The sequence below is a fragment of the Streptococcus sp. sy004 genome, from assembly GCF_007859205.1.
Lineage (GTDB): Bacteria > Bacillota > Bacilli > Lactobacillales > Streptococcaceae > Streptococcus.
In genome coordinates this window covers 95,780-114,829 of the sequence record NZ_VOHP01000003.1, presented here as the reverse complement: position 1 = coordinate 114,829, position 19,050 = coordinate 95,780, and the positions used below count along the sequence as shown (strand labels likewise).

The window sequence follows — 19,050 nt, the reverse complement described above, 5'->3', positions numbered from 1 at the left end:
AAGAACCTAGCAATTAAGCTAGGTTTTTTGTTGATTTTTAATTGGATAGCTGATTTCCTCCCCTGTAAAAAGGATGTAAAGGATAAGGTTTGACGCAAGCTTGTCTTCAAACTTGATTTTTAAGATAAAGGGCATAAGATTTTTAATGTCTTGAAAATGCAGATAATCAAATCTAGGATGATAATGTTTTATAACTGTCGAAATTGCTGTTCCATGTGAGCCGATAACAATTGTTTTAGCATTGGAATGATGTAAAGTTTCTGTCAAGCCAGCTAGAATACGTTTTTGTACTTGTGCGAGTGATTCGCCGTCAGAATAACGATAGGAAAAATCTTGCCATTGTTTTTGAGAAAAGTCATCAAAATCTTCAATCCAATGATCTGTAATTTTACGTTCACGAAAACGTTCATTACAAATAATCTCTAGACGTTTTTGTTTAGCAAGGCTAAGAATGGTATCGTAAGCACGTTTATAAGGACTGGATAGGATGAGATCAATTTTATGGTGGTAGAAAAACTTATCAATTAGTTGACAATCTTGTAAACCTTTTTGACTTAAAGAGCGACTGTCATCTTTATTGGTAAAATCAGGTTGTGCATGTCTAACTAGATAGATTGTTTGGTTCATTAGATAACCTCCTTGATTTATTTTAGCACATTTAAGTCAAAATAAGTCCAGTATGCTATAATAAAAACTATGTTTACACAAGAGAAATTGCAAAAATATCTACCTCTTGCTCTGATTGGTTTAGTCAGTTTGGGATTGATTTTACCCCAGTGGCTTGGGCAAGATGTGATTTTAGGTTCAGATTCTATTTTTCATTATAATCGTTTTTATGATGCGGCAATGCAGATTAAAAATGGTAATATTAGTTATTTTATTTCCATTTATGGCTTTCAGCAATCAGGACGGATTGTCAATGCCCTTTACGGCCCTTTCTTTGCTTATTTTCAAGGTCTATTGGTTCTAATCAGTAAAAATTGGTTTGGCTATCAGCTACTATCTCGTTTTGTGCTTCATCTTTTTGCTGGCTTATCCATGTTTTCCCTATTACGAGCAGCAAAAATTCGCTTGCCAATCTCCCTAAGTTTAGCTATTTTTTACCTAACAACCTTTTCTGTTCAATACTGGTCTATTCGTCAAGGATTTTCAAGTTGGGGAGCGGCATTGATGCCCTATTGTTTAATTCCTATCATCCAGTTGATTTTTGAACAGAAAGTCAATAGTGTGCGTATGGCTCTTGCCGTAGCCCTGATGCTACAAGTTCATGTTCTCAGTGCCTTGTTTTTAGTTTTAATCTATATTCCCTTTTACCTTTACTCCTTTGTCAAGTCGTCAGACAAACTAGGTTTGATTTGGCAGACGTTTTTGGCAGTTGTTTTAGCTATTTTTTTAACGCTCAATATCTGGGCAGCCTTGATTTTTTTAAGACAAGATAATAAACTGTTGGACCCGTTTATCAATCCTTTAATGCAACAAAATACGATTGATGGAACAGCGACTTACTGGCTAAATCGTCCTATTTTTTTACTAGTTTTATTCATCATTCATATTTTCTTAACCCTCCTTTATTGGCGAAAAACTACTGGTTGGGAAAAGGTGGCTTTTGTAACCTATCTTGGTTTCTTATTACTGTCAACTAGCTTTTTCCCTTGGCAATATTTACTTGACAGGGGTGTCAAGTTTGCTGAATTGATTCAATTTCCATTCCGCTTTTTTATCCCAGCAACAGTGTTATTATTACTTTTGATTGGTCGATTGTTAAACAACTTGACAAAGTCAACGAAGTTGTTGACACTGGCTTTGTCAATAGGACTTGTTTTTTCGATGCTTCAAGTGAGCCAGTTTGCCTTAAAGAAAGTTGCCAGTGCTGATAAAGGGCAGTATATTCTCAAAAATAGCAAACATGTTTACCTGTTTGAAGATTACCAAGCTACACGTTCTAGCTTGTTTGATTCTGATAAATCAAAACTATTGCAAGCTGTTCAAAAGGCGACGCCTGACTATTTACCAATTTATGATGATTTGACAGGAAAAAACACCTATGTTTTATACGCTCATCAACTGATTTTGCCAAATGTTAGTATTGAGAAAACCTTGGTGAATAATCAGTTGACATTAACTTGGTCATCTCGTCAAGATCAGTTAGAAGCTTTACCAGTGGTTAAATATGAAAGAACTAAGTTATTTCTCAATGGTAAAGAGTTGAGTAAAGGAGATTATCAACTATCTGAATTGGGGGCAGTGACGGTACAGGCGAAAAAAGGTCTAAATCAACTGATGGTTACTTATCAAGAACCAAAGCTATTTACTATTAGTTTATGGCTGACGATTGGGATTTGGCTAATGACTTTAGTTTTCCTTTATTTTCCGTTCATAAAATTGACTTCTAAGGGGTAACTGATATAATAAGAAATGGAGTAAACCAGCTCGTTATCATGAACGACAGTGTTTGCTCCTCTTACTATATGAAAGACGACCTTCAAATCGTTTTTTCAACGAAAAGATGGGAGAAAAAGATGAGTGATAACTCAAAAATTCGTGTTGTTGTTGGCATGAGTGGTGGGGTTGATTCCTCGGTCACAGCCTTGCTTTTAAAAGAACAAGGCTATGATGTCATTGGTGTCTTTATGAAAAATTGGGATGACACAGATGAGTTTGGAGTCTGTACTGCCACAGAGGACTACAAGGATGTCGCTGCTGTTGCCGACCAGATTGGCATTCCCTATTATTCTGTCAATTTTGAAAAGGAATACTGGGATCGTGTTTTTGAATACTTTTTAGCAGAATATCGAGCTGGCCGCACGCCAAATCCTGATGTCATGTGTAATAAGGAAATCAAATTCAAAGCCTTTTTAGACTATGCTCTTTCTTTAGGAGCTGATTATGTAGCGACTGGGCATTATGCTCAAGTTGTTCGAGATGAAGACGGTCTTGTTCGTATGCTACGAGGGGCTGATAATGGTAAGGATCAAACCTACTTTTTAAGTCAATTATCACAAGAACAGCTACAAAAGACCATGTTTCCACTAGGGCATTTACAAAAGTCAGAAGTGCGTGCCTTGGCTGAAAAAGCAGAATTAGCAACAGCCAAGAAAAAAGATTCGACAGGCATTTGCTTTATCGGTGAGAAAAATTTCAAGGAGTTTTTAAGTAACTACCTACCTGCTCAAAAAGGTCGTATGATGACAGTTGATGGTCGTGATATGGGCGAACATGCTGGTCTGATGTATTATACTATCGGTCAACGTGGTGGTCTTGGTATCGGTGGTCAACATGGTGGCGACAATCAACCTTGGTTTGTTGTTGGTAAAGATTTATCACAAAATATTCTCTATGTTGGACAAGGTTTCTATCATGAATCACTCATGTCAACTATCTTGACAGCTAGTCAAATTCACTTTACACGAGATATGCCTGAAGAATTCACGCTTGAATGCACAGCCAAATTCCGCTATCGTCAACCAGATAGTCAAGTGACTGTCAAGGTTACAGGAGATAAGGCAGAAGTGATTTTTGCGGAACCACAACGTGCAATTACACCAGGTCAGGCTGTTGTGTTCTATGACGGTCAGGAATGTCTAGGTGGTGGCATTATTGATCTGGCTTTCAAAGATGGCAAGGTGTGTCAATATATTTAGTTGACAAGCTTGTCAATTTTGATTTCATAGAAAATGTGATTAGCTAGTCTTGACCATTGTCTAATAGGATAAAATCTGCTAAACTAAATTTAACAATAACGATGATGGTCAAAGCTCATGGGAATTGGACGTTTTTGATGTACAGTTTTCAAGGGATTTGGCCATTTTTTGCAATAAAAGGAGAGTAGATGGATTTTCGTACAGTAGTGGACAAGCAGTCATTTGGTGTGCGTGCGACAGGGTTGTTAGTCAAAGATGAAAAGCTCTTACTTGTCAAGTCACCTGAGGGCAAGTATTGTACCTTAGGAGGTGCTATTCAAGTTGGTGAAACAACAGAGGCTGCTATTCGACGAGAAATTCGAGAAGAAATTGGAATTGAAGTAGAAGTTGGTCCATTGGCTTTTGTTGTAGAAAATCAATTTGAGCTAGGCAGTCAAGCTTATCATCAAATTGAATTTCATTATTTGCTTACCCCCTTGTCTGAACCAAGTCTTTATATGAAAGAAGGGCAATCCATTCGCCAGTGTGAATGGGTAGATTTCTCAGACTTGGAGAAACTTGATCTTAGTCCTAAATTTTTGAAAAAAGAATTAGTAAATTGGCAAGGACAAGTTAAACAGATTATTGATAATGAGTCTCAATAAAGCTGTTTATTAAGGAAGATGTTATCATTTTTTCAAGCTGTTTTAGACATTGCAGCGCGCAGTAATTGTAGTAGTTACAAGAAATTTTAGAAAAGAGAAGACATGACTCAATTTATTGAAAACTATGATGTGATTGTGATTGGTGCAGGTCATGCTGGGGTAGAAGCCAGCTTGGCAGCGGCTCGTATGGGCTGTCAAACCTTACTTGCGACCATTAACCTAGATATGTTGGCTTTTATGCCGTGTAATCCGTCTATCGGTGGATCAGCCAAGGGAATTGTGGTACGTGAGATTGATGCTCTTGGTGGAGAAATGGGTAAGAATATTGACAAGACTTATATTCAAATGAAGATGCTAAATACAGGTAAAGGTCCTGCCGTTCGTGCACTTCGTGCTCAAGCAGATAAAGTACTTTATGCCAATGAGATGAAAAAAACGGTTGAAAATCAAGAAAACCTAACCCTACGTCAGACCATGATTGATGATATTTTAGTAGAAGATGGTCAGGTTGTGGGTGTGGTTACGGCAACTGGTCAATCTTATGGTGCTAAGACGGTTGTTGTGACAACTGGTACGGCTTTGCGTGGCGAGATTATCATTGGAGATTTGAAATATTCGTCAGGGCCAAATAATAGTCTAGCTTCTGTGACCTTGGCAGATAATTTGAAAAATTTAGGTTTGGAAATTGGACGTTTTAAGACAGGAACTCCTCCACGTGTTAAGGCGTCGTCAATCAATTATGAGGTGACTGAGATTCAACCTGGAGATGAAAAACCTAATCACTTCTCATTTTTGTCTAAAGACCAAGACTATTTACAAGATCAAATCCCTTGTTGGTTGACCTATACCAATGCTGATAGCCATGCCATTATCAATGCTAACCTGCATCGTGCTCCGATGTTTTCAGGGATTGTTCAAGGTGTTGGGCCACGTTATTGTCCGTCAATTGAAGATAAGATTGTCCGTTTTGCAGATAAAGAGCGTCATCAACTCTTTTTGGAGCCAGAAGGTCGTAATACAGAAGAAGTTTATGTTCAAGGCTTGTCAACCAGTTTGCCAGAAGATGTTCAACGTGACTTGCTCCATTCTATTAAAGGATTAGAGAATGCCGAGATGATGCGAACTGGTTATGCGATTGAGTATGATATTGTCTTGCCTCATCAATTGCGAGCGACCTTAGAAACCAAACTGATTTCAGGTTTATTTACAGCTGGTCAGACTAATGGGACATCAGGTTATGAAGAAGCAGCAGGTCAAGGCTTGATTGCCGGTATCAATGCAGCTCTGAAAGTCCAAGGTAAGCCAGAGTTGATTTTGAAACGTAGTGATGCTTACATCGGGGTGATGATTGATGATTTGGTGACCAAGGGAACCTTGGAACCCTATCGTTTGTTGACCAGTCGAGCAGAGTATCGTTTGATTTTACGTCATGATAATGCCGACATGCGTCTAACTGAAATTGGACGTCAAGTTGGTTTGGTCGATGACGAACGTTACCAAGTCTTTGAGATTAAAAAAGCGCAATTTGAGAATGAACTTAAACGCTTGGATAGTATCAAATTAAAGCCTGTTAAAGAAACCAATGAACGAGTGACTGCTCTAGGATTTAAACCTTTAACCGATGCGATGACAGCAAAAGAATTTATGCGCCGACCAGAAATTAGCTATGAAACAGTGGTTGATTTTGTTGGTCCTGCAGCAGAAGATTTGGATAGTAAAGTGATTGAGCTTTTAGAAACTGAAATCAAGTATGAAGGCTATATCAACAAAGCATTGGATCAAGTGGCGAAGATGAAGCGAATGGAAGAAAAACGCATTCCAGCGACGATTGATTGGGATGATATTGATTCGATTGCGACAGAAGCTAGACAGAAGTTTAAGAAAATCAATCCTGAAACGATTGGTCAAGCTAGTCGGATTTCAGGGGTTAATCCAGCAGACATTTCAATTCTTATGGTCTATTTGGAAGGAAATAAAAAAGCCAGTTGTAAGGGCTAGATTTTCAAGGCTTTTTTTCTCCTATCTTTTATGGTATAATAACCATTTAAGAGGTTTATAAATGAGAATATTTCGTTTAACAAAATTTCAACTTCTGATGATTGGTTGTATCCTATTTGGCTTATTGGCCATTTGTGTTCGCCTAACCCAATCAGAAATTGTTTTACTGACAGCTATCTTTTTAGCTATTGGTTTCTTGATTGGTCTGTTATTTTATCAAAAACAATCCTATCGTCTAACTGATTTGGAACAAATCTCCCTTTTGAATGAGCAAACAGAAGAAAGTCTTAAACGACTTTTGGACCAGATGCCAGTAGGGGTGATTCGTTTTGATGAAATAAGTAAGGAAATTTCATGGTTTAATCCTTATACGGAATTGGTCTTCACCGCTGATTCTGGTCAGGTAGATACTTTGGCTATGGAAACCTTTGTCATCAATAGCTTGAATCATCCTAGCAATTCAACCTTTAGTCTGTCAGGGAAAGATTATACGGTTTACTGGGACAAAGAAATTCTCTATTTTTTCAATGTCACCGTATCAGAACAAGCTCGTCAGCGCTTGGATTTTCAATCAGTTATTGGGTTGATTTCTGTGGATAATTATGATGAAGTAACGGATGATTTGTCAGATGCTCAGGTTTCTCAAATCAATAGTTTTGTGGCTGATTTTATTGCCAAATTTGTTCAAGAACGGCAGATGTTTTATCGTCGTTTGGCGAGTGATCGTTTTCTCTTTTTTACCGATTATCAAATGTTACAAGAGTTGATAGCGAATAAGTTTGATATTTTGGAAGAGTTTCGTAAGGCCGCTAAAGAAAAAGAGCTATCTCTGACATTGAGTATTGGTGCTTCCTACGGTAGAGGGGACTATGATCAAATTGGTAGTCTAGCTAATCAGAACTTAAATATGGCTCTGATGCGTGGGGGCGACCAGGCAGTTGTTAAAGAAAATGCTGAACATCAAAAAGTCATGTATTTTGGTGGTGGAACAGCGTCAACGATTAAGCGTTCACGAACACGTACCAGAGCAATGATGACGGCGATTTCTGATAAGATTCGCATGGCAGATCAGGTCTTTGTGGTTGGTCATAAGAAACTAGATTTAGATGCTTTGGGTGCTTCAGTTGGGATGCAGCATTTTGCTGCTAGTCTGTTAGATAAAGCCTATGTCGTTTATGATCCTAATTACCTTAGTGAGGACATTAAACGTTCGCTCTCTCAATTAGAAAATGAAGACTATCAAGCCATGTTGACGATTGAAGAAGCCATGGATCTAGTTACAGATCAGTCCTTGTTAATCATGGTTGATCATTCAAAACTTTCTTTGACTTTGTCAAGGGAGCTTTACGATCAGTTTACAGAAGTGATTGTGATTGACCATCATCGTCGTGATCAGGATTTCCCCAAAAATGCGATTTTGACTTTTGTTGAGAGTGGTGCAAGCAGTGCTTGTGAATTAGTCACTGAATTGATTCAATTTCAAGGGGCTAAAAAACGTTTGAGTAAGGTAAAAGCTAGTTTGATAATGGCAGGTATCATGCTTGATACTAAGAATTTCTCTAATCGTGTGACCAGTCGAACCTTTGATGTCGCTAGTTATTTGAGAAATATCGGAAGTGATAATAGTGTCATTCAAGCGATTTCGGCTACTGATTTTGATGAGTATCGTCTGGTCAATAAGTTGATTCTAAGAGGCGAGCGGCTCTACGATAATATCATTGTGGCAAATGGTACAGACTATACCACTTATACCAATGTCATTGCTAGTAAGGCAGCAGATACGCTGTTGACCATGTCAGGGATTGATGCCAGCTTTACAGTTGTGAAAACAGTTGACAACCAAGTGGCAATTTCTGCTCGTAGTCGCAATCAAGTCAATGTTCAACGTATTATGGAAGATATGGGTGGCGGTGGCCATTTCAATCTGGCAGCCTGTCAGTTACAAGATATGACTGTCACGCAAGCCTATAATTTATTGATTACTACTATTAGAAAACATTGTTATACAAAGGAGAATTAAGATGAAAGTTTTATTTTTACAAGATGTTAAGGGTAAAGGAAAAAAAGGTGAAGTTAAAGAAGTACCTACAGGGTACGCTCAAAACTTCTTGATTAAGAAAAATTTGGCTAAAGAAGCAACAAGCCAAGCCCTGGGTGAATTACGTGGTAAGCAAAAATCTGAGGCAAAAGCTCAGGCAGAACAGTTGGCTGAAGCTAAAGCTATTAAGGAGCAATTAGCTCAGGAAAATCTTGTTGTGAAATTTGTCGAAAAAGTTGGTCCAGATGGTCGCACATTTGGCTCAATTACAGCGAAGAAAATTGCTGAAGAATTAGACAAGCAACATGGCATTAAGGTTGACAAGCGTCACATCCAATTGGAGCAACCATTGCGTGCCTTGGGCTTAATTGAAGTCCCAGTTAAGCTACATAAAGAAGTGGACGGTTTAATTCAACTAAGTGTCAAGCAAGCGTAAATAAGTTGACAACCTTGTCAAGATAGGAGGTAAAGATGTCTGATGTACAAGAATTACGGCTTCAACCACAAGATTTAGTTGCAGAACAGTCTGTCTTAGGAGCGATTTTTATCTCACCAGACAAGCTGGTAACTGTCCGTGAATATCTTGACCCAGATGATTTTTACAAGTATGCCAATCGAGTTGTGTTTCAAGCCATGGTTACTCTCAATGACCGTAATGAGGCAATTGATGCAACAACGATTCGAAATATCTTGGATCGACAAGGAGATTTGGCTAATGTGGGTGGTGTTTCTTATCTAGCCGAGTTGGTCAATAGTGTACCAACCAGTGCTAATGCGGAATATTATGCACGTTTAGTTGCTGAAAAAGCACAGCTTCGTCAGTTGATTAGTAGATTGACAGAAACGGTCAATTTGGCCTATGAGGGAACTCAAGATTCAGATGAGTTAATCGCTAAGGCAGAAAAGCAGTTACTGGAAATCAATGAGCGTTCGCATGCCAATGGCTTTCAAAAGATTTCTGATGTGCTTAAACTCAACTATGAAAACTTAGAAATCCGTTCACGTCAAACGTCAGATGTGACAGGTTTGCCGACAGGATTTCGTGACTTGGATCGCATGACAACAGGTTTACATCCTGATCAGTTGGTTATTTTGGCAGCTCGACCAGCAGTCGGAAAGACAGCATTTGTGCTTAATATTGCTCAAAATGTTGGGACAAAACAAGGGCGTGCAGTGGCGATCTTCTCTCTGGAAATGGGAGCAGAAAGTCTAGTGGATCGGATGTTGGCAGCTGAGGGTCTGGTAGATTCTCACCATTTACGGACAGGTAAACTAACCGATCAAGAGTGGCAGAGTTTGACGATTGCTCAGGGTACTTTGGCAGAGGCACCGATTTTTATCGATGACACACCAGGGATTAAAATTACAGAGATTAGAGCTAGAAGTCGTAAGCTAGATAAAGAAGTTGAAGGTGGTTTGGGCCTTATCGTCATTGATTATTTGCAGTTAATCACAGGAACAAGACCAGAAAATCGTCAACAAGAGGTGTCAGAGATTTCTCGCCAACTCAAAATCTTGGCCAAAGAGTTGCGAGTGCCAGTTATTGCGCTCAGTCAGCTTTCTCGTGGGGTTGAACAACGTCAAGACAAGCGTCCAATTCTATCTGATATTCGTGAATCAGGGTCTATCGAGCAAGATGCAGATATCGTTGCCTTTCTTTACCGTGAAGATTACTATGATCGTGGCGATAAAGAAGATGAACAGGCCTTGACTGACAATACCATTGAAGTTATTTTAGAAAAAAATCGTAGTGGGGCACGTGGAACGGTCAAATTGATGTTCCAAAAAGAGTACAATAAATTCTCAACCATTGCCCATTTTGAAGAAAGTTAGGAGAAATAGATGAGTAGTGATGCTTTTGCTGATGTGGCAAAGATGAAAAAAATCAAAGAAGATATTAAAAACCATGAAGGGCAATTAGTTGAAATGACCTTAGAGCATGGTCGTAAACGTGAAAAAACAAAAGTTGGACGTTTGACAGAAGTCTATCAATCTCTCTTTATTGTTGAATACACAGACGCAGCTTCGATGCCAGGAACTCCAGCAAATACTTATGTTGAATCTTACACTTACTCGGATATTTTGACTGAGAAAACTTTGATTCGTTATTTAGATAAAGAGTAACTAGGGCTTTACAAGTCCTAGTTTTTTTGTTATACTGAATCTTATGTGAAATAGCAGCAATAAGAATATGGAGCTCGTCAACAGTTAGTTGTTAAATTAGTAACCTTTGCTGTTTGGGCGAAGATTAACTGCACGAATCAGGATTCTTTTAAGACTATTTCCATAATAAATTTTTTATGGAGGACATTTCAATGTCACGTTATACAGGACCATCATGGAAACAAGCTCGTCGCTTGGGTCTTTCACTTACAGGTACAGGTAAAGAATTGGCACGTCGTAACTATGTGCCAGGTCAACATGGACCAAACAACCGTTCTAAACTTTCTGAGTACGGTTTGCAATTAGCTGAGAAACAAAAACTTCGTTTCTCTTACGGAATGAACGAAAAACAATTCCGTAACTTGTTCGTTCAAGCTTCAAAAGTTAAAGGTGGAACACTTGGTTTCAACTTCATGCTTCTTCTTGAGCGTCGTCTTGACAACGTTGTTTACCGTCTAGGTCTTGCAACAACTCGTCGTCAAGCACGTCAATTCGTTAACCATGGTCATATTTTGGTTGATGGTAAACGTGTAGATATCCCATCATATCGTGTTGAAGTTGGTCAAGTGATTTCAGTTCGTGAAAAATCAATTAAAGTACCAGCGATTCTTGAAGCGGTTGAAGCAACACTTGGTCGTCCAGCTTTCGTATCATTTGATGCTGAAAAATTAGAAGGTTCATTGACTCGCTTGCCAGAGCGTGATGAGATCAACCCAGAAATCAACGAAGCTCTTGTCGTTGAATTCTACAACAAAATGCTTTAATTTTAAGTATTATATTCAAAAAGTCCATGTCTTATGGACTTTTTATTTTGTTGAAAACCATACTTTCTTCTGGTTCAATTGACTGGTAAGATGGAGTAAATTGATAGTGCTGATAGTATTTTTGAACAGTTTAGGCTTTCTTTTATTTTTTCTTTATGTAAAAGTCGTCTATTTTGTGAAAAAATATACTTGAAAATAAATGAGCGTACCCATTGACAAAACTCTTACTTTCTTGATATATTATTATATGAAAACGCTATCAAAATAAGGAGGTTGTTATGACAACTAAAGATATCAGCCCTAAAAAGGGTATTCTCATGTTTTATACCTTGCTGATTGCTTATATCACATTTGCAGCCAGCTGGGTCGGCGGATCTAGTTTAGGTCCCCAAGTAGTCGCAACGTTTTTTGGAGATAAAGGGGTTGACCCAACTATCTCTGAGATGGTTAATTACACGATTACTATTGCTCGTGTTATTGCCAATTTCTTAGCAGCGGCTGTTTTGGTTAAATTAGGTATTAAAAAAGCGGCACAAGTAGCCATTGCTCTTCTCTGTTTTGCCATGGTGGCAGCTTGGATGCCTAATTATTGGTTCTATATTGTGGCTCGTATGATTATGGCACTTGGTGGTTCAATGATCATGGTTTATATGAACCCAGTCGTTGTTCGCTTTGTTTCTCAAGATAAAAAACTGTTCTATTCATCTTTTATCACTGCTAGTTACAATATTGGAGCTTTCTTAATCGCAGTAGCTTTTGCTCTATGGGCAGATGCTTTGCGTATGGATTGGCGTATTACCCTTAGTGGTGTTGCATTAGTTGCGATTGTAACTTTTGTTGTTTGGTTGGTTTGTGCTGAAGATTTTGAAACAGGAGGTCAAAGTACCGATCAAGTGGCAACTTACTCATACGGTATGGCTCTTAAAGATTCGTTTGTATGGCGTTTTGCTGTCGGATTTGCAGCCTTTCTTATCCTTTATGTAATGTCACTAAACACTGTTCCAAATCAATTGGCAAAAGAATTCCCAGAAATTTTCCAAGCTAGTTACATGGTTCTTGCCGTATCTGGTGGTGGTATCATGGGAACCTTGGTTCGTTTGAAGAGCCCTGTAAACCGCGAACGTAAACCATACTTGGTAATGCTAGGTATTCTTGCAATTGCGTCAATGGCACTCGGTATTATTTCAGTAGCTGTCCTTAAATTATCGCTATTAGCTTATCTATTGTTCTTTGTGAGTGGTTTCTTGATTTTCTACCAATATGCAGTTTATCTCAATATTCCACATGAGTTGCCAAATATGAACCCACAAAAAGCAACCTTGATGTTTGGTATTATCTGGGGTGTAACTTATGGTCTTTACACTATCTTGAATTTTATTTGGAGCTGGATTTATGCTAACATGGGTTACTGGGCATCTAACATCTTCTACTTCCTAGTACCAGTTGTCTATCTTTTGATGATCATGACACTCCCAGAAACTTATAAGAAAAAATAACAGATAAAAAACAGTCTAAGTGACTGTTTTTTTGTTGTTTCAAAAAATATATAAAAAATTTATATATTAGGCTTGACAGGACAATTAATTTGCTATATACTCTATATATAAAATATTTATATATATAAATTATATACAATAAAAAAGGAGGGAAAAGATGTACTTTCCAACGTCATCTGTTTTGATTGAATTTTTAATCTTGGCGATTGTTGATCGTGACGATTCCTATGGTTATGAAATTAGTCAAACAGTTAAGTTTTTAGCAAGTATCAAGGAGTCAACCCTTTATCCAATCTTGAAAAAATTACAAAAGGCAGGTTATTTGGAAACCTATAGTAAGGAATATCAGAGGCGACAGCGAAAGTATTATACGATTACAGAACAAGGGCGTCAGCAGTTAGAATTTTTGAAGCTGGCTTGGCAGGCTTATCGTATGACGGTGGATAACATTATTGAAGGGAGATTGAACGATGACTAAGACCGAGTATTTGGGAAAGTTAAGTAAGTATTTGAAGAAGTTGCCTTAAGAAGATTATCAAGAGGCTATGGATTATTTTGAAGAATATTTTGCTGAGGCAGGGCCTGATAAAGAAGCTGAAATTATGGTAGAGTTAGGTAGTCCTAGGCAGGCAGCTCAAGATATTATTGAAAATATTTTAGATAAACATTTGCTAGATGAGAATAAACAATCATCCAATAAAAAACTTATCTTAATTCTGATTTCAGCAATTCTAATTAGTCCCTTTGCGATTCCAATCTTTCTTCTGCTAATTGGTGTTGTGGTGGCTATAACTGTGTTTGGATTCGCTGTTATGATGACACTTGTTTTTGGCTTTGGAGTTAGTTTGTGGGAAGCGTATATGTTGTTTCAAACATCTTTAGCAGCAGCGAGTATGTCAGTAGGATTAGCCTTGGTATGTTTAGCAATTTTTCTGTTTGGTGTTTGGTTTATCTTGATATTAGGAAAAATGCTGCTTTGGGTAGTTCTTGTGATGATGAAATGGATTAGAAAAGAGGGAAAAAAGCATGAAAAAATGGCAAAAAGACTGTTTCTAACAGGCAGTATTAGTGCAATGTTGGGTCTAGGATTTTTAGGACTTGGCTATCTTAATGGAGGTCTTGATGATATTAAAACGTATTCAGGAGATTTTGTTTAGCAAACAGAGACTTACGATCAAGTGACTGATGTGGATTTGACCTTGTTTACACGTCGTATGAAAATTGAAGAATCAAGTGATGACAAGGTTCACCTGTCTTACTATGATAATAAGAATTATCTAGGTCAGCTAAACGTTAGAAATAATCAGGGTAAATTAACTCTTAGTGAAGAAAGTAATCAATCGAGAGTTACAGGTTTCTTGACTGCTGTTGGATATTTTTTGAATGATAAACAATCAGAGAAGCAGACGGTAGTGCTATCTATTCCAAAGGGGAAACGTTTAACTAGTTTGGTTGGTGATGTTGTCCTAAGCGAAATTCAAATCAATAATCAAGTCATTGATCAAGTTGATTTAGTAGGCAATGTTAATGTTCAATCAAGCCAAATTTCTGGTGGTCGTATCACAAGTGGAGATGGTGAAAGTATGCAGCTGTCTTTCCAAAACAGTCAATTGGATAATTTAAGACTAGATGTAGTAGAAAGTACCGTTCTATTTACTAATACCAATCTTGCTCAATCTAACATCATCTTGAGTGGAGGGGATTTGACTGCTAATAATCTAACCTTGGATAAGGTTACTCTTACTGGTTCTTCTACGGAGGTTGACATTAGTGGCCTTTCTCTAAAAGAAGATGTTAAATTGACTAATGAGGACAATAGTATCAATCTTCAGTTAGCCTCAGATAGTAGAAACAAATTAGGACTTGATGTGTCAGTGATGGGTGGCACCTTAAAAGTTGCTCCCGATCTTATGAATGGTGCCAACACTCAACAAGGAGAAGATGATTTCCAACAAGTCACCAAGACCTTGGATGACCAAACAGCAATGCTTACGCTTAATGTCACAGAAGGCGATTTAACACTCGAATAAAATAACTCCACCTATATAAATAGGTGGAGTTTTAATCATATAAAAATTGACCAAATTTTGACCAAAAAAAATAAAAAAGCCTATCAAATCAGGCTTTTTTAGAGGTTCTTCATGCCCCCTGCAGGGATCGAACCTGCGACCCACGGATTAAGAGTCCGCTGCTCTGCCAGCTGAGCTAAGGAGGCGACATGCTGTATTGGTGCCGTTATCCACGATTTGTATTGAACCCGTACAAAGTAAACAGGTGGGCGACTCGCTTTGACTTAGTTGTTTCCGTGTGCAACGGCCTACATACTGCCAAAAGACTTTTGTCTCCCGAAAATACAAAAAATAGTCGGTCAACACTTAGTGTGGATTCGTACACCACAGCAATTTTTATATCTTTATCATATCACATTTATTAAAAAATTCAAGTCCTAGCAGTCATTTTTTGAGAGGGCTTTCATGATTTTTTAAGAGTTGGTCGATTCGTTCTTTGGTCATGGCTAAGGTTCGTTCATACTTTCCTGTTTGATTGGGTTGAAAATAATTTGCCCTAGTCAATTGCTTAGGTAGGTAATCTTGTTTAACCCATTTGTCAGGATAGTTGTGGGGATAAAGATAGTTTTGGGCATTGCCTAATTCTTGGATACCAGCATAATGCCCATCTCTTAAGTGTCTAGGAATAGGAAGATTGCCATACGTTTTCAAATCAGCTAGAGCTTGATCCATAGCCAGATAGGCTGAGTTGGATTTTGGAGATAGGGCTAAATCAATCACCACATTTGCAATCAATATCCTTGCTTCAGGAAAACCGATCTTTTGAGCGGCCTCAAGGGCAGTTACGGTATGAATTTGGGCTTCTGGGTTAGCGAGTCCAATATCTTCATAAGCAATCACAGTTAATCGTCTAGCCAAACTAGGTAAATCTCCTGCTGCAATCAAGCGAGCAGCGTAGTGAAGGCTGGCATTGACATCTGAACCACGAATTGATTTTTGTAGGGCTGATAAGGTATCGTAATGCCCATCACCATTTTTATCCATGGTGATGTAAGACCTTTGCAGGCTATTTTGGATAATATCTAGTGTGATATGACGACTACTGTCTTTTTCTTCTGGGGTAGATAAAACGGCTAAATCAAGTGAATTGTAGGCTGAACGCAAATCACCATTGGTGGAAATGGCGATGAAGTCCAAGGCGTCCTCATTAAGTCTTACTGGGAAAGGAAAACCTCTTTCCTTATCAGTTAATGCTAGCTGGATAGCCTGTTTGACTTGTTCAGTGGTCAAGGGTTCTAGCTCAAAAATCTGTACTCGGCTACGAATGGCAGGGGTGACAGAGAAGAAAGGATTTTCTGTTGTTGCTCCAATCATAATCATTATTCCTTGCTCTAGGAGCGGTAGCAGAAAATCTTGCTTGGTTTTATCTAAACGGTGGATTTCATCAAGTAGAAGCACTAAACCACCTGAAAATTTGGCTTCTTCGGCAATTTCCTGTAGTCGTTTTTTGCTATCAATCGTAGCATTAAAAGTACGAAAGGCATACTTGGTTGTGCCAGCGATAGCACTGGCAATCGACGTCTTACCAATGCCAGGTGGCCCATACAAAATCATAGAGGTTAAACGGTTGGCTTCCACCATTCGACGGATAATTTTACCTGTGCCAACCAAATGCTCTTGGCCGATAATCTGATCAATGGTTTGGGGTCGCATGCGAAGAGCGAGATTGTCTATCATAAGTATCCTTTCCAATGCTTTATGGTATAATTATTATACTATATTTAGATAGTGGGGAAAAGAAGATGACTCAAGTGACGGTTGCGATTTTAGAAGATTATTTGCGTCATCGCTATGGAGTAGGAATGCCTGAGCAAGCTCTTTTTATGAAATTGGTGGAAGAAATTGGCGAAGTGGCAGAACTACTCAATCAGCGTGCAGGTCGCAAAGATATAGTAGCTGAAACAGACTTATCTGAACGTTTGGCAGAAGAGTTGGCAGATATTTTACATTATACCTTGGCTTTGGCTGCGGTTAATCAATTAGACCTGACCAAGACAATCTTAGAAAAAGACAGGCAAGCATCGGTCAAATACGGTCATCAAACTAATCTAGAAACATTTATGGAACAAAGGAGATAACAATGGCAAAGTATGGTTTTTTATCAGTATTGGAAGAAGAAATGGATAAGCATTTTCACTATGATTATGCGATTGATTGGCAGAAGCAAAATCATGCAGTGGAGTTGAGTTTTATTTTGGAAGTAGGGTTGGCAGATGTGGAAGAACCGGTAGCCTTAGAAGAATTTGTTCTTTTTTACAATCCAGAAAAGACCAAATTTGACGCAGAAGACTACCTAGTGGCTCTGCCATTTGAGGCGAAAAAAGGCTTCTCACGAGAGTTTCTAGCCTATTTTGCTCAATACCTTAACCAAGTGGCAGATGAGGGCTTAGATGGTATCATGGACTTTCTCATGGACGATGAGCAGGAAGATTTTGTCATGACTTGGGACAAGGAAACTTTTGAAAAAGGTAAGGCAGAACTGACTGAAACAGCCTATTATGCTTATCCGAGGTATTGAGAAAACTAGAAGAAATGGAGCAACGATATGGACAAATGGCAGGAAATTGAACTCACGGTGAAGCGTGAGCAGGAAGAATTGGTTAGTAATCTCTTAATTGAAACAGGTAGTCAGGGGGTTGCCATTAGTGATTCGGCTGATTATCTTGGACAGGAAGATCGTTTTGGTGAGCTTTATCCTGATGTAGAGCAGTCAGATATGATTAAGGTGACGGGATACTATCCAGATACGATGGAGTTGATACAAGTGCGTCAGCAAATCGAGCAGGGCTTGGCCATCTTACAGATGAATGATGTGAACATTCGTGTGCAAGATTTGGCTGAGGAAGATTGGGCTGATAATTGGAAGAAGTACTATGAACCGGCTCGGATTACCCATGATTTGACCATTGTGCCGTCTTGGACAGAGTATCAGGTAAGTGCTAATGAAAAAGTTATCCGCCTAGATCCAGGCATGGCATTTGGGACGGGAACACACCCGACCACTAAGATGAGTTTATATGCTTTGTCGCAGGTTTTGCGTGGTGGTGAAACCGTGCTTGATGTTGGGACAGGAAGCGGTGTTTTGTCTATTGCCAGTTCTTTACTGGGTGCTAAGGAGATATATGCCTATGATTTGGACGATGTGGCCGTGCGCGTGGCACAAGAAAACATTGCCCTTAATCAGACCGTGGCTAATATCAAGGTGGCAACAGGCGATTTGTTGCGTGGTGTGGAGCAAGAAGCTGATGTCATTGTTGCCAATATCCTAGCCGATATTTTGGTAAATTTGACAGACGACGCTTATCGCTTGCTCAAGCCAGAAGGTTACTTGATTATGTCAGGGATTATTTCAGACAAGTGGGACTTGGTTAAGACCAAGGCTGAAGAAGCGGGTTTCTTCTTAGAAACCCATATGATTCAGGGTGAGTGGAATGCCTGCATTTTCAAAAAAACAGAGAACGTTTCAGGAGTGATTGGTGGCTAATGCAAGAATATTTTGTAAAGGGAGTACCGACTGGGAAAAACGTGATAATAACAGATAAGGATACCATCAAACACATGTTCACGGTCATGCGTTTGCAAACGGATGATCAAGTCATTTTGGTATTTGAAGATGGGATCAAACGCTTGGCAAAGGTAGTGGATCCAGCTAGTCAGACTTTTTTGATTGTAGAAGAATTGTCTGATCATGTTGAGCTACCAGTTGAGGTCACGATTGCCGTAGGATTTCCCAAGGGAGATAAGTTAGACTTTATCACGCAAAAGGCGACAGAATTAGGGGCTAGTCAGATTTGGGCCTTTCCGGCAGACTGGTCGGTTGTGCGTTGGGACAAGAAAAAATTAAACAAAAAAGTTGAGAAATTAACTAAGATTGCTCAAGGAGCAGCCCAGCAAAGCAAGCGAAATCGCATACCTCATGTTGAACTTTTTGCAGACAAGCAGGAATTTTTAGCTCAATTATCCCAGTTTGATCAAATTTTCTTGGCTTATGAAGAGAGTGCCAAGGCGGGTGAAAAATCGAATTTGGTCAAGGGGCTAGAACAAGTCGCATCTGGCCAGAAATTGCTCTTTATTTTTGGGCCAGAAGGGGGCATATCGCCAGCAGAGGTTGAGCTACTTACAGATTCTGGCGCTCAAGTAGTGGGCTTTGGTCCTAGAATTATGCGTGCAGAAACAGCTCCCCTATATGCCCTTAGTGCCCTTAGCTATGCCTTAGAGCTAAACACTTAACAGGCAG

The 19,050-nt window shown here is 38.9% G+C and carries 19 protein-coding genes, 1 tRNA gene and 1 other RNA gene; 17 read left to right on the top strand and 4 right to left on the bottom strand.

The window, feature by feature from the left end:
- Nucleotides 1–18: 18 nt before the first annotated feature.
- Entirely contained in the window at nt 19–627 is a 609-nt protein-coding gene (locus FRX54_RS04205) for a histidine phosphatase family protein (protein WP_146461382.1), read from the bottom strand.
- Nucleotides 628–696: 69 nt separating this feature from the next.
- Here FRX54_RS04205 and FRX54_RS04200 point away from each other — a divergent pair, with 69 nt between their 5' ends.
- The 13 genes from FRX54_RS04200 (at nt 697) to FRX54_RS04140 (ending at nt 14,774) form a co-directional block, all read left to right on the top strand.
- A complete protein-coding gene (locus FRX54_RS04200) occupies nt 697–2,400 on the top strand; it encodes a hypothetical protein (RefSeq protein WP_261379629.1) in 1,704 nt (567 codons plus the stop codon).
- 119 nt (nt 2,401–2,519) lie between these two features.
- Complete coding sequence (gene mnmA / locus FRX54_RS04195; protein WP_146461378.1) at nt 2,520–3,641, top strand: tRNA 2-thiouridine(34) synthase MnmA; 1,122 nt, start codon at nt 2,520–2,522, stop codon at nt 3,639–3,641.
- Between the two features lie 188 nt (nt 3,642–3,829).
- A complete protein-coding gene (locus FRX54_RS04190; RefSeq protein WP_146461377.1) occupies nt 3,830–4,285 on the top strand; it encodes an NUDIX hydrolase in 456 nt (151 codons plus the stop codon).
- 102 nt (nt 4,286–4,387) lie between these two features.
- Entirely contained in the window at nt 4,388–6,283 is a 1,896-nt protein-coding gene (gene mnmG, locus FRX54_RS04185) for a tRNA uridine-5-carboxymethylaminomethyl(34) synthesis enzyme MnmG (protein ID WP_146461375.1), read from the top strand.
- 61 nt (nt 6,284–6,344) lie between these two features.
- Nucleotides 6,345–8,303: a DHH family phosphoesterase gene (locus FRX54_RS04180; protein WP_146461373.1), complete on the top strand. Its 1,959-nt coding sequence runs from the start codon at nt 6,345–6,347 to the stop codon at nt 8,301–8,303.
- Between the two features lies 1 nt (nt 8,304).
- Nucleotides 8,305–8,757: a 50S ribosomal protein L9 gene (gene rplI, locus FRX54_RS04175; protein WP_146461371.1), complete on the top strand. Its 453-nt coding sequence runs from the start codon at nt 8,305–8,307 to the stop codon at nt 8,755–8,757.
- A 35-nt stretch (nt 8,758–8,792) separates the two neighbouring features.
- Complete coding sequence (gene dnaB, locus FRX54_RS04170) at nt 8,793–10,154, top strand: replicative DNA helicase (protein WP_146461369.1); 1,362 nt, start codon at nt 8,793–8,795, stop codon at nt 10,152–10,154.
- A 9-nt stretch (nt 10,155–10,163) separates the two neighbouring features.
- Nucleotides 10,164–10,445, top strand: coding sequence for a Veg family protein (locus FRX54_RS04165; RefSeq protein WP_146461367.1), 282 nt, complete (start codon nt 10,164–10,166; stop codon nt 10,443–10,445).
- A gap of 191 nt (nt 10,446–10,636) precedes the next feature.
- Nucleotides 10,637–11,248, top strand: a complete 612-nt coding sequence (gene rpsD, locus FRX54_RS04160; RefSeq protein WP_146461366.1) for a 30S ribosomal protein S4 — start codon at nt 10,637–10,639, stop codon at nt 11,246–11,248.
- Nucleotides 11,249–11,526: 278 nt separating this feature from the next.
- Complete coding sequence (locus FRX54_RS04155) at nt 11,527–12,744, top strand: MFS transporter (RefSeq protein WP_146461364.1); 1,218 nt, start codon at nt 11,527–11,529, stop codon at nt 12,742–12,744.
- Between the two features lie 157 nt (nt 12,745–12,901).
- Nucleotides 12,902–13,222, top strand: coding sequence for a PadR family transcriptional regulator (locus tag FRX54_RS04150; RefSeq protein WP_146461362.1), 321 nt, complete (start codon nt 12,902–12,904; stop codon nt 13,220–13,222).
- A 67-nt stretch (nt 13,223–13,289) separates the two neighbouring features.
- Nucleotides 13,290–13,901, top strand: coding sequence for a DUF1700 domain-containing protein (locus FRX54_RS04145; RefSeq protein ID WP_146461360.1), 612 nt, complete (start codon nt 13,290–13,292; stop codon nt 13,899–13,901).
- Nucleotides 13,902–13,922: 21 nt separating this feature from the next.
- Nucleotides 13,923–14,774, top strand: a complete 852-nt coding sequence (locus FRX54_RS04140) for a DUF4097 family beta strand repeat-containing protein (RefSeq protein ID WP_146461359.1) — start codon at nt 13,923–13,925, stop codon at nt 14,772–14,774.
- Between the two features lie 112 nt (nt 14,775–14,886).
- Here the strand turns inward: FRX54_RS04140 and FRX54_RS04135 are convergent.
- From FRX54_RS04135 to FRX54_RS04125, 3 genes are all read right to left on the bottom strand, one after another.
- A tRNA-Lys gene (locus FRX54_RS04135) sits at nt 14,887–14,959 on the bottom strand.
- Nucleotides 14,959–15,149: non-coding RNA, 6S RNA (gene ssrS / locus FRX54_RS04130), on the bottom strand. Before ssrS ends, FRX54_RS04135 begins: the two co-directional genes overlap by 1 nt.
- A gap of 48 nt (nt 15,150–15,197) precedes the next feature.
- Nucleotides 15,198–16,490: a replication-associated recombination protein A gene (locus FRX54_RS04125; RefSeq protein ID WP_146461357.1), complete on the bottom strand. Its 1,293-nt coding sequence runs from the start codon at nt 16,488–16,490 to the stop codon at nt 15,198–15,200.
- Nucleotides 16,491–16,555: 65 nt separating this feature from the next.
- On the opposite strand from FRX54_RS04125, the gene FRX54_RS04120 reads away from it, so the two are divergent.
- From FRX54_RS04120 to FRX54_RS04105, 4 genes are read left to right on the top strand one after another with little or no spacing between them, the layout of a single operon-like run.
- Complete coding sequence (locus tag FRX54_RS04120) at nt 16,556–16,891, top strand: MazG nucleotide pyrophosphohydrolase domain-containing protein (protein ID WP_146461355.1); 336 nt, start codon at nt 16,556–16,558, stop codon at nt 16,889–16,891.
- A 2-nt stretch (nt 16,892–16,893) separates the two neighbouring features.
- Entirely contained in the window at nt 16,894–17,331 is a 438-nt protein-coding gene (locus FRX54_RS04115) for a DUF3013 family protein (protein ID WP_146461353.1), read from the top strand.
- A gap of 27 nt (nt 17,332–17,358) precedes the next feature.
- Nucleotides 17,359–18,297 (top strand): 50S ribosomal protein L11 methyltransferase, encoded by a 939-nt coding sequence (gene prmA / locus FRX54_RS04110; protein ID WP_146461351.1) that lies wholly within the window; start codon nt 17,359–17,361, stop codon nt 18,295–18,297.
- Nucleotides 18,297–19,043, top strand: coding sequence for a 16S rRNA (uracil(1498)-N(3))-methyltransferase (locus FRX54_RS04105; RefSeq protein WP_146461348.1), 747 nt, complete (start codon nt 18,297–18,299; stop codon nt 19,041–19,043). The genes prmA and FRX54_RS04105 overlap by 1 nt, the downstream gene beginning before the upstream one ends.
- Nucleotides 19,044–19,050: the final 7 nt, after the last annotated feature.